We start from the raw sequence: 10,819 nt of genomic DNA, 5'->3' as shown, positions 1-10,819 counted from the left end.
TGGCGTTGACTTTTGGCACGCTGTTGAGTTCTCAAGGAACGGACGCTTCCTTTGTACTCACCCTCTCGGGCTTTCCTCCGGGCGCTTCCCTTCGGTCTTTCATTTTATTCTGTCTTGCGGTCTTGCGTTTCCGACTCTATCAGACTCTTTCGTGTCCGATTCCCCGTCGGAGCGGGGCTTGCTTTCCAGTTCTTCGCTTTCGCGTTTCCCTTTCCAGCGGTTCCGACTCTACCAGATTCACTCGGCGCTACTGTCTGCCTCAAGAATTCTGGCGGCCTTTGGATTAGCCTTTTGCCTTTCGGCTGACCCGACTTTATCAGAGGCAAACCGAAGTCGATTGCATCGACCTGTCGATCTGAATGTCGAATCGAAGGGCTCCACGGAAATGCGATTTCCGTCGGGAGCCACAGTAGATATTAACCACCGCGCTCGAAGTTTGTCCAGCTTCGAGGCAACCGTTCAAATCTACCTCCCCGCTCAGGCCGTGTCAACGGTCTTTGTGGGGCGAAGAGGAGACTAACAGGTCAGAGACACGATGCGCACATCAGGCGGCGATGGGGAGTTCGGCGCTCCGGTCCGCGGCTTCCACGTCTCCGTTCTCGCCCGCGCGGGCTGCTCGACCGCCAAGGATGTAGACGTAGGCGAGGAAGATCAGTTCAGCGGCGATACCGATGGCTATGCGGGCCCATGTGGGCAGGCCGGACGGGGTCACGAAGCCCTCGATCAGGCCCGATACGAAGAGGACCAGGGCCAGGCCGACGGCCATGCCCAGTGCGGCACGGCCCTGTTGGGCCATGGCTGTGCGACGGCTGTACGGCCCCGGGTCGATCAGTGTCCAGCCGAGGCGGAGTCCCGTACCGGCCGCGACGAAGACCGCTGTCAGCTCGAGCAGACCGTGCGGGAGGACCAGGCCGAGGAAGGTGTCCAGGCGGCCGGCCGAGGACATCAGCCCTATGCCGACTCCGAGGTTGAGGACATTGACGAAGAGGATCCAGATCACCGGGAGGCAGAGGAAGGCTCCGAGGACAAGGCACATGGCGGCGGCCTGAGCGTTGTTCGTCCAGACCTGGGCCGCGAAGGACGCTGCCGGGTGGCTTGAGTAGTACGTCTCGTACTCGCCACCCGGCCTGGTCATCCGGCGCAGCTCGTCAGGGGCGGCGATCGCGGACTGGACCTCGGGGTGGGCTCCTATCCACCAGCCGATGACGGCGGCGAGAAGAACGGAGAGAAGCGCGGTCGGGATCCACCAGCGCCGGGAGCGGTAGACGGCCGCGGGAAAACCGGCGGTCAGGAAGCGTGCGGCATCACGCCAGGTGGCGCGGCGGGCGCCGGTGACCGTGGCGCGGGCTCGGGCTACCAGCTGGGTGAGGCGGGTGGTGAGCATGGGGTCGGGCGCGCTGGACTGGATCAGGGAGAGATGGGTGGCCGTGCGTTGGTAGAGGGCGACGAGTTCGTCGGCCTCGGCACCGCTGAGGCGGCGACCGCGGCGCAGGAGATGGTCCAGTCGCTCCCACTCGGCGCGGTGGGCTGTCACGAAGACATCGAGATCCATGGTCGGCTGCTGCTCCAGGACTGAGTGCGTACGGTCCGTACTACTGCGGCGCGTTGCGGGCCAGCTTGGCAGACTGAGGATTCCAGGGGCAGGGAAGGGCGGCGAAGGGTGGGCACCGGTGAATGAGCTTGTGACGGGCGATGCGGTTGTACTGGGGCTGCGCCCGGCGAAGCTGCCCAGCCGGGCGTTGGCTCTCGCCATTGACCTCGTGGTGGCCTGGACCGCCTATCTCCTGGTGTCGGTCCTGATTTTCGTGGCGGCGGGTTCGCTGGACGACGCGGCGGTCGCGGCGGTGAGCGTCGCCACCTTCCTGCTGGTGCCGGTGGGCGGTCCGATCGCGGTGGAGACTCTCAGCCACGGACGCTCGCTGGGGAAGCTGGCCTGTGGGCTGCGGGTCGTACGGGACGACGGCGGGCCCATACGGTTCCGGCACGCGCTGGTGCGCGGGGCGGTCGGGGTCGTGGAGATCCTCATGTCGTTCGGGGTCATCGGCTGTATCGCGTCGCTGGTGTCGGCGCGGGGGCGGCGGATCGGGGATGTCTTCGCGGGGACCCTGGTCGTACGGGAGAGGGCCCCGGCGGCGCGCATGGCGATGGTTCCGCCGCCTCCCCCATGGCTCGTTGGGCGGTTCGCGGAGCTGGACCTGTCCGCCGTGCCGGACGATTTGTGGCTTGCCATACGTCAGTACTTGACCCGCATGCGGCAGCTCGACGCCGGGGTCGGCCAGGCGATGGCGGAGCGGCTCGCGGGCGATCTGGCGGAGCGTACGGGGACGCCGGCGCCTCAAGGGGTGCCCGCCGGTGCGTATTTGGCGGCCGTGGTCAACGAGCGGCAGGCGCGGGACGCACGGCGGGCCTTCGGCTCCTCCGCCGCCTCCCCCGTCACCGGCTCTGAGGCCTCAGCTCTTCCCGGCTCGGTTCCCTCTGCTCCTGCGCCCTCTGCCGACGCCGTGCCCCCGCCCGCCGCCTTCCCCGCGACTCCTGTGGCCCCAACTGCAGCCACGCCCGCGCCGGATGCCGGGCCTGCCGGAACACCGCCGACGACGGGTTTCGCCCCACCTGCCTAGGACGTCAGGACAGCGCCGAGGGCGGGGTTTCGAGGTCTTCGAGTTCGAGGCCGGGGGCTGAGAGCACCACGTCGCCGGCCAGGTGAACCGTGTGCTGTTCGCCGGTGTCCAGGGCGCTGACCTGGTACTCGTCCACGATCAGGGGCCCGTTGTCAGTGGCATGCGCTTCACTGTTCATCAGGGCCCAGGACTGATCGAGAGTACGGGGGGCGAGGACCGGATCCGTGAAGGCCACGAGGCGGACACGGGTCGCGGGAGATCCGGGGGTGAGGCGCAGGAGTCGGGCGGTCGCGACGAGAAACGCGGGGGAGGTTCCGGTGAAGGCGTGGGCGCGGACGTTGCCTTCGGTGGCATGGGTGCCGCTCGGGTCGGTACGGACCCAGGTGACGCCGTCGATGGCGGCGCCGCGGATCTGCCAGCTGGCGGCGTGGAGTTGAAGACGGATGGGGCGGCCGAGTTCGTCGAGGGCCAGATCGACGGAGCCGGCGTGGTCGCCGGAGGGAGTGGTGATCTGCGAGACATAGCGCCAGCCGGAGGGGCCGGGCGCGCAGTGGAAGTGTTCGTCACCGAGAGGGGTGTGATCGTGCGGATCGTGGAGCGAATAACGGCCGCGGGGCATGGGGTCTTCCGGGTCCTTCGAGTCCTCGGCGACTGACACACGGGACAGGCCCCCGACACGGGGGTGCGGGGGCCTGTCCGTACAACCGGTATGTGTTCCTGCGGGCCCGTGTGTGGGCCCGGTGGGATCAGTAGCGGTAGTGGTCGGGCTTGTACGGGCCCGCGACATCGACACCGATGTACGAGGCCTGCTCCGGGCGGAGCGTCGTGAGCTTCACACCGAGCGCGTCGAGGTGGAGGCGGGCGACCTTCTCGTCCAGGTGCTTGGGGAGCACGTAGACGTCGGTCGGGTAGTCCTCCGGCTTGGTGAAGAGCTCGATCTGGGCCAGGGTCTGGTCCGCGAACGAGTTGGACATCACGAAGGACGGGTGGCCGGTCGCGTTGCCCAGGTTCAGCAGGCGGCCCTCGGAGAGGACGATGAGCGTCTTCCCGTCGGGGAACGTCCAGGTGTGGACCTGCGGCTTGACCTCGTCCTTGACGATGCCGTCGATCTTCGCCAGGCCGGCCATGTCGATCTCGTTGTCGAAGTGGCCGATGTTGCCGACGATCGCCTGGTGCTTCATCTTGGCCATGTCCGCGGCCATGATGATGTCCTTGTTGCCCGTCGTGGTGACGAAGATGTCGGCGATGCCGACGACGTCGTCGAGCGTGGAGACCTGGTAGCCGTCCATCGCCGCCTGGAGCGCGCAGATCGGGTCGATCTCGGTGATGATCACGCGGGCGCCCTGGCCGCGCAGGGACTCCGCACAGCCCTTGCCGACGTCGCCGTAGCCGAAGACGACCGCGACCTTGCCGCCGATGAGGACGTCGGTGGCGCGGTTGATGCCGTCGATCAGGGAGTGGCGGCAGCCGTACTTGTTGTCGAACTTGGACTTGGTGACCGCGTCATTGACGTTGATCGCCGGGAAGAGGAGGAGGCCGTCGCGCTGCATCTCGTACAGGCGGTGGACACCGGTGGTGGTCTCTTCGGTGACACCGCGGATCTCGGACGCCAGGCGGGTCCACTTCTGCGGGTTCTCGGAGAGGGTGCGGTTCAGGAGCTGGAGGATGTAGCTGTACTCCTCGCTGTCCGCGGTGGCCGGGTCGGGGGCCGCGCCGGCCTTCTCGAACTCGACGCCCTTGTGGACCAGGAGGGTGGCGTCACCACCGTCGTCCAGGATCATGTTCGGGCCGCCGGTGGGCGTGTTCGGCCATGTCAGGGCCTGCTCCGTGCACCACCAGTACTCCTCCAGCGTCTCGCCCTTCCAGGCGAAGACCGGGATGCCCTGGGGGCTGTCCGGGGTGCCCTTGGGGCCTACGGCTACGGCGGCGGCCGCGTGGTCCTGGGTGGAGAAGATGTTGCAGGACGCCCAGCGGACGTCGGCGCCGAGGGCGGTCAGGGTCTCGATGAGGACCGCGGTCTGCACCGTCATGTGCAGCGAGCCGGTGACACGGGCGCCGGCCAGCGGCTGCGCGTCGGCGTATTCCTTGCGGATCGACATCAGGCCGGGCATCTCGTGCTCGGCGAGGGTGATCTCCTTGCGGCCGAACTCGGCGAGCGAGAGGTCGGCGACCTTGAAGTCCTGTCGGTTGGCGACAGTCGTCATAACGAGCTGCTCCTCGTGAATCGGGTCGAGGGTGGGTACGTCGGCTGGCTCTGCGGCGGCGGGCATACGAATGCCCGGGCACTCGCGGCGCAGTCCGTCGGTGGCCCTCTCTCCCTCGGCCGGTCCGCGCGAGCGTCCCGCCCGACCGCCATCAGCAGCGACGTCTGGCTCTGGTCACGAATCTACACCGATCGATGCGGCGGCAGACAAGTCGTTCCGGGAACGGATTGCGGGAAGCGGAGGTTCGAGCCGTCTCCGCTTCCCGTCTCCGTTGCGTTCTCCGGTCAGTTCTCCGGGCTTCTCAGTGGGCGGGGTCGGGAGTCGGACCGGCGGGGTTCGTGGCGGGGTTCGTGCCCGCCACGGCTGCCGACTCGCTGTAGATGTCCGGCTCCAGGTAGATCACCCGGGCGATCGGGACCGCCTCGCGGATCCGGGCCTCGGCTGCGTTGATCGCGTGGGCGACCTCGGTGGCGGTGTCGTCGTGCTCGACCGCGATCTTCGCGGCGACCAGCAGCTCCTCGGGGCCGAGGTGGAGCGTACGCATGTGGATGATGCCGGTCACCACATCGCCGTCGACGAGCGCGGCCTTGATCTTCTCGACGTCTTCCGTGCCCGCGGCCTCGCCGAGGAGCAGGGACTTCGTCTCGGCCGCCAGGACCACCGCGATCACGATGAGGAGGATGCCGATGCAGAGCGTGCCGATGCCGTCCCAGATGCCGTTGCCGGTGCCCAGGGCGAGGCCCACGCCGGCGAGGGCGAGGACGAGACCGACCAGCGCTCCGAGGTCCTCCAGGAGGACGACGGGGAGTTCGGGGGCCTTGGCCCGGCGGATGAAGTCCTTCCAGGACAGCGAGCCGCGTGTGGCGTTGGACTCCTTGATGGCCGTACGGAAGGAGATGGACTCCGCGATGATCGCGAAGACGAGCACACCGACCGGCCAGTACCAGGCCTCGATCTCGTGCGGGTGCTTGATCTTCTCGTAACCCTCGTAGACGGCGAACATGCCACCGACCGAGAACAGCACGATGGAGACGAGGAAGGCGTAGATATAGCGTTCACGGCCGTAGCCGAAGGGGTGTTGCGGGGTGGCCTCGCGCTGTGCCTTCTTGCCGCCGAGCAGGAGCAGCCCCTGGTTGCCCGAGTCGGCGAGGGAGTGCACGCTCTCCGCGAGCATCGACGACGAACCACTGAAGAGGAACGCCACGAACTTGGCTACTGCGATCGCGAGATTGGCGCCGAGCGCCGCCACGATCGCCTTGGTTCCGCCTGACGCGCTCATGGGTGCGTGAAGTCCCTTCCTTGGTGCTTGCGGCCCTGGCGCCGCGGTACGGCGGGACATTGTTGCAGCTGGCCGTGCGGCCGGTTGATCAGGCCACCACTGTCGCGCGGAAAACGGTTCCGGTACCGGACAGTTCGGTCTTCTCGCCCGCCGGGACGAACACCGAGCCGCCGGGAGCGAGGCCGAGTCCGTTCGCCTGGGGCGAGCCGTCCGTGCAGAGCAGGATCTGAGGCGTGGCGGCCGTGAGGTCGCGCGGTGCGGCGCCCGGTGCGAGGGCGTAGCGGGACAGCCTGAACTCGTCGATGGGGGTGTCGTACAGCTCCTCGCCCGACGGGGACGCCTCGGGGCGCAGGATTCCCGGTTCGGTCGCTTCGAACCGCACGATCCGGAGAAGTTCCGGGACGTCCACGTGTTTGGGGGTGAGACCGCAGCGCAGGACGTTGTCCGAGTTGGCCATGATCTCGACGCCGAGGCCGTTGAGATACGCGTGCGGAACGCCGGCGCCGAGGAAGAGCGCCTCGCCGGGCTGGAGTTGTACGTAGTTGAGCAGCATCGCGGCGATGACGCCCGGGTCGCCGGGGTAGTGGTGGGCGATCGACACGTACGGCGTGTAGTCGCCGCCGAGCCGGTTCGCGGCCGCCGCCGCCTCGGTGACGGTGGCCGCCATGTCGACCGGATCCGCGCCGAGGACCGCCGTCAGGACCTCGCGCAGCGCGGCCTCTTCCGGGTGGGCGTGGAGGAGATCGACGTACGGCTTGAGGGAGTCGACCTCCAGCCGCGCGAGCAGCTCGGCGGCCTCGTCCGGGGCGCGGAAGCCGCACAGTCCGTCGAAGGGGGTGAGCGCGCAGATCAGTTCGGGCTTGTGGTTCGCGTCTTTGTAGTTGCGGTGGGCGGCGTCGATCGGGACACCCCGGCGTTCCTCGTCCGCGTAACCCTCCCGCGCCTGGGCCAGGTTGGGGTGGACCTGGAGGGAGAGCGGCGAACCGGCGGCGAGGAGCTTCAGGAGGAACGGCAGGCGGGGGCCGAACTTCCGGACCGTGTCCGCGCCGAGTTCCGTCTCGGGGCCGGCGTCGATGACGGAGGAGAGCGCCTGCTCTCCCGCGCCCCGGTCGAGGCGGGACGGCGCCCCCGGATGGGCGCCCAACCACATTTCGGCCTGGGGCTCGCCAGTGGGTTCGGTGCCGAGAAGCTCCGGGATGGCTGTCGTGGAGCCCCAGGCGTAGGGGCGCACAGTGTTGGAAAGGCGGTCCATGGCGTGAGATTCCTCGTACGGGGTGACGTGACGGCGGCGTGCTGTGGCGGCGCGGGTGTTGTTGGCGTGGAGGTGTTGTGCGGGTGGAGATGTTGTGGGGGTGGCGGCGCGCTTATTCGGCGGCGTTCCCTGCGAGGGCCAGGTAGACCGTGGCGAAGTCGGTGACGGCGATCAGCTCGGCGAGAGCCTCCAGCTCGCTGCCGTCCTCCGGCTCCAGCTCGCTGATGGCCGTGTCGTGGCCGCCCGCGAGCTCGCGGGCGGCGGGGGCCGCGGTGAGGCCGCCGACCGGGCGGTCCCGGAGCAGGACGACGCGCGCCCTCAGCGCCTGGCTCTCCTCGACCCGGTCACGGAAGAAGTCCTCGGAGCCGGTGCCGCCCGCGAAGTCGCCGGCGAGCAGCGCGCCATGCGCCGGGAGGGCCTCGGGGAGCTCGGCGGCGAGGGCGGGGCGGCCGGTCAGCTCGGCCAGTACGGCGGCGAACCGGCGCCCGGCCGGGGCCGCGGCCGTACCCTCCGTCCAGATCAGCGGGAGGCTGTCCGCGATCTCGGCGGCGAGGGTCTTGGCCGGGTTGCTGTACGTCGCGATGGCCGGGCCGCAGCGTTCGGCGGTGCTGTCCAGCCGGTCGGCGACCAGCTGAAGCGTCTCGGTCGGCGCGGTGAGCAGGCCGACGCGGTCGAGGAGAGCGAGCAGCGGCACGAGCAGCGCCCACAGCGCGCCGGGGCCCGCCACCTGGGTCCGCTCCTCCTCGTACTGCTCGCTGGGCGTCATCGCCATCGGGACGATCAGACCGTGCGTACCGTCGACCGCCTCGCTCAGCGGCGACCGGGCGGGGGCGACGGCGACGACCGTGCAGCCACGTCGGTACGCCTGCTCGGCGAGGAGCGCGAGGCCCGGTTCGCTGCCCTCGGTCGTGGCGATCAGCAGCAGGTCCACGGGGCCGACCCAGCCGGGCAGCGCCCAGCGCAGCGCGCCCGCGGCGGGCGCGACGCCGGTCGGGCGGAGCCGGGTGACGGGTGCGGCTGCCCCGGCCAGGGCGCCGATCAGGTCGGCGACACCGGTCGCGGCGGCGCCGGAGCCCGCGATCAGTACGGCGCGGGGCCGTCCCTCCGGAGCGAGCCCGTCGATACCGGCCTCCGCGGTGTGCCGCAGGGCCGTACGCACCCGGGCCCCTGCCTCGGCGGCGCCGCGCAGCAGACCGAGGTGGTCGGCGCGGGCCAGCGCGTCGGGAGCGTCGAGCAGCGACTCGTCGAGCATGGGGACGGACCTCCGATCGCCAGCGCTGTGACGGCGCTGCGGTGGCGCTTGAGCGGGGCTTGAGCGGGGCCTGCGCGAGGGCTTACGCGGGGCGGCGGGCCTCGTCGACGAGGAGTACGGGGATGTCGTCCCGTACCGGGTAGGCCAGGCCGCAGTCCTCGCCGGTGCAGATCAGCTCGGGGGTGTCGGCGGCCGTACGGTCGCTGAGCGGCGCGCGGCAGGCCGGGCAGGCGAGGATCTCCAGGAGGCCGGCTTCGAGCGGCATGTGGATGGTGTCCCTTCGAACGGACGGATCGGGCCACGTCAGGGTACCGCCGGTCGCCGCCCGACGTAGCGCCGTCCGGCGGGGGCGGGTGCGGGTGCGTTGTGGTGCCGGTGCGTGGTTCGGTGCGGGTTGTTGCCGGGTGCCGCTCCGGGGTCATGTCCTGCACTGCATGATGTACGGCGCGTGCGGGTCTCGTAGTCGGCTGATGGCCGGTGTGCGCCACACATCACGCTCTACGTTCCGGACACGACCCCTGCGCGCCCCCCTTCGCCGCCCGTCACCAACTGCCCCTCCGGCGCCGGGGCGGCAGACAAGCGACCGGCGGGAGAGGGTCGGGGGTGCAGGAGGTGCGTGTCCGGACACTGAAGCGTGATGTGTGGCGCAAGCCGGCCCGGACCCGAACAACAAACCCGCACGCGCCGTACATCATGCCGTCCGGACATGTACCTCCGGAGGCCCCGGGCCCCGCACCCACCACACACCGCACCCGCACCCGCACCCCGCCGGACGGCGACGCGCTATCCCCGGATCAGCGACAGCGCCTCGTCCCTGATCCTTCTCATCGTCTCCTCGTCCCGCGCCTCCACATTCAGCCGCAGCAGCGGCTCCGTGTTGGACGGCCGGAGGTTGAACCACCAGTCCGCCGCCGTCACCGTCAGCCCGTCGAGCTCGTCGAGCGTGATGCCGTCGCGGGTCGCGAAGGTCTCGCGGACCAGGGCCGTACGGGCCCTCTGGTCGTCGACGGTGGAGTTGATCTCGCCGGAGCCCGCGTAGCGGTCGTACGAGGCGACCAGCTCGGACAGGGGGCCGTCCTGGCCGCCGAGGGCCGCCAGGACGTGGAGCGCGGCCAGCATGCCCGTGTCCGCGTTCCAGAAATCGCGGAAGTAGTAGTGCGCGGAGTGCTCGCCGCCGAAGATCGCTCCCGTACGGGCCATTTCCTGCTTGATGAAGGAGTGGCCGACCCGGGTGCGCACCGGGGTGCCGCCGTGTTCCTTGACGACCTCGGGGACCGACCAGGACGTGATCAGGTTGTGGATGACCGTGCCGCCCGGGTGCTTGGCGAGTTCGCGCGCCGCGACCAGCGCGGTGATCGCGGACGGGGAGACGCCTTCGCCCCGCTCGTCGACGACGAAACAGCGGTCGGCGTCGCCGTCGAAGGCGAGGCCCAGGTCGGCGCCCTCGGCCAGGACGCGGGCCCGGAGGTCGACGGTGTTCTTCGGGTCGAGCGGGTTGGCCTCGTGGTTCGGGAACGTACCGTCCAGCTCGAAGTACATCGGCACGACGTCCAGCGGCAGGTCGGCGAGCACCGTCGGGACCGTGTGCCCGCCCATGCCGTTGCCCGCGTCCACGACGACCTTCAGCGGGCGGATCGCTGACACGTCGACCAGGGACAGAAGATGCGCGGCGTAGTCGTTCAACGTGTCACGCTGCGCGAGCGTTCCCGGCTTGGTCACCGAGAGGGGCGCGCCCTCCTCCAGCCAGCCCTCGACGAGCGCGCGGATCTCGGCGAGGCCGGTGTCCCGGCCCACCGGAGCCGCGCCCGCCCGGCACATCTTGATGCCGTTGTACCGGGCGGGGTTGTGCGAGGCGGTGAACATCGCGCCGGGTACGTTCATGTTCCCCGACGCGTAGTACAGCTGGTCGGTGGAGCACAGCCCGATGATCGTGGCGTTCGCGCCGCGTGAGACCGCGCCCCGGGCGAAGGTGGACGCCAGGCCGGGCGAGGAGGGCCGCATGTCGTGGCCGACGACGATCGCGTCGGCGCCGGTGACCTCGACGAAGGCGGCGCCGAACAGCTCCGCGAGCCGGTCGTCCAGCTGATCGGGGTACACCCCGCGCACGTCGTACGCCTTCACGATCTGTGACACGTCAGCCACGGACAATCCTCCTGAAGTTCCTGTCACGGCGGTTCGTTGGGGGTGATCGCGGTACGGCCGGGGACGGGCCCC

General features: G+C 69.7%; 9 protein-coding genes. 1 reads left to right on the top strand and 8 read right to left on the bottom strand.

Going from position 1 to position 10,819, the window contains the following annotated elements:
* Positions 1-544: 544 nt before the first annotated feature.
* Entirely contained in the window at positions 545-1,552 is a 1,008-nt protein-coding gene (locus tag ACIOJD_RS28860; RefSeq protein WP_401918810.1) for a stage II sporulation protein M, read from the bottom strand.
* A 118-nt stretch (positions 1,553-1,670) separates the two neighbouring features.
* On the opposite strand from ACIOJD_RS28860, the gene ACIOJD_RS28855 reads away from it, so the two are divergent.
* Positions 1,671-2,618 carry an RDD family protein gene (locus ACIOJD_RS28855; protein ID WP_401918808.1) on the top strand — a complete coding sequence of 316 codons (948 nt, stop codon included), beginning with the start codon at positions 1,671-1,673 and terminating at the stop codon, positions 2,616-2,618.
* Positions 2,619-2,622: 4 nt separating this feature from the next.
* Here the strand turns inward: ACIOJD_RS28855 and ACIOJD_RS28850 are convergent, their stop codons facing one another.
* The 7 genes from ACIOJD_RS28850 to ACIOJD_RS28820 form a co-directional block, all read right to left on the bottom strand.
* Positions 2,623-3,237 carry a hypothetical protein gene (locus ACIOJD_RS28850; RefSeq protein WP_401918806.1) on the bottom strand — a complete coding sequence of 205 codons (615 nt, stop codon included), beginning with the start codon at positions 3,235-3,237 and terminating at the stop codon, positions 2,623-2,625.
* A gap of 127 nt (positions 3,238-3,364) precedes the next feature.
* Positions 3,365-4,822 (bottom strand): adenosylhomocysteinase, encoded by a 1,458-nt coding sequence (gene ahcY, locus ACIOJD_RS28845; RefSeq protein ID WP_401918804.1) that lies wholly within the window; start codon positions 4,820-4,822, stop codon positions 3,365-3,367.
* Between the two features lie 301 nt (positions 4,823-5,123).
* On the bottom strand, positions 5,124-6,101 hold the full coding sequence (locus ACIOJD_RS28840) for a cation diffusion facilitator family transporter (RefSeq protein ID WP_401918802.1): 978 nt from the start codon (positions 6,099-6,101) through the stop codon (positions 5,124-5,126).
* Between the two features lie 88 nt (positions 6,102-6,189).
* Complete coding sequence (gene manA, locus ACIOJD_RS28835) at positions 6,190-7,353, bottom strand: mannose-6-phosphate isomerase, class I (protein ID WP_401918800.1); 1,164 nt, start codon at positions 7,351-7,353, stop codon at positions 6,190-6,192.
* A gap of 112 nt (positions 7,354-7,465) precedes the next feature.
* Positions 7,466-8,605 carry an SIS domain-containing protein gene (locus ACIOJD_RS28830; protein ID WP_401918798.1) on the bottom strand — a complete coding sequence of 380 codons (1,140 nt, stop codon included), beginning with the start codon at positions 8,603-8,605 and terminating at the stop codon, positions 7,466-7,468.
* Between the two features lie 82 nt (positions 8,606-8,687).
* Entirely contained in the window at positions 8,688-8,870 is a 183-nt protein-coding gene (locus ACIOJD_RS28825; protein WP_401918796.1) for a Trm112 family protein, read from the bottom strand.
* Positions 8,871-9,388: 518 nt separating this feature from the next.
* Positions 9,389-10,747, bottom strand: coding sequence for a phosphomannomutase/phosphoglucomutase (locus tag ACIOJD_RS28820; RefSeq protein WP_401918794.1), 1,359 nt, complete (start codon positions 10,745-10,747; stop codon positions 9,389-9,391).
* Positions 10,748-10,819: the final 72 nt, after the last annotated feature.

It is taken from the genome of Streptomyces sp. NPDC088116, assembly GCF_044741745.1.
Lineage (GTDB): Bacteria > Actinomycetota > Actinomycetes > Streptomycetales > Streptomycetaceae > Streptomyces.
This window is presented reverse-complemented; position numbering and strand designations above follow the sequence as displayed.

Excerpts from the sequence above, each read along its gene's own strand:
- ACIOJD_RS28840 (WP_401918802.1), bottom strand. The coding sequence starts at position 6,101 with ATGAGCGCGTCAGGCGGAACCAAGGCGATCGTGGCGGCGCTCGGCGCC.
- ACIOJD_RS28825 (WP_401918796.1), bottom strand. The coding sequence starts at position 8,870 with ATGCCGCTCGAAGCCGGCCTCCTGGAGATCCTCGCCTGCCCGGCCTGC.
- ACIOJD_RS28860 (WP_401918810.1), bottom strand. The coding sequence starts at position 1,552 with ATGGATCTCGATGTCTTCGTGACAGCCCACCGCGCCGAGTGGGAGCGA.
- ACIOJD_RS28850 (WP_401918806.1), bottom strand. The coding sequence starts at position 3,237 with ATGCCCCGCGGCCGTTATTCGCTCCACGATCCGCACGATCACACCCCT.
- manA (WP_401918800.1), bottom strand. The coding sequence starts at position 7,353 with ATGGACCGCCTTTCCAACACTGTGCGCCCCTACGCCTGGGGCTCCACG.
- ahcY (WP_401918804.1), bottom strand. The coding sequence starts at position 4,822 with ATGACGACTGTCGCCAACCGACAGGACTTCAAGGTCGCCGACCTCTCG.
- ACIOJD_RS28830 (WP_401918798.1), bottom strand. The coding sequence starts at position 8,605 with ATGCTCGACGAGTCGCTGCTCGACGCTCCCGACGCGCTGGCCCGCGCC.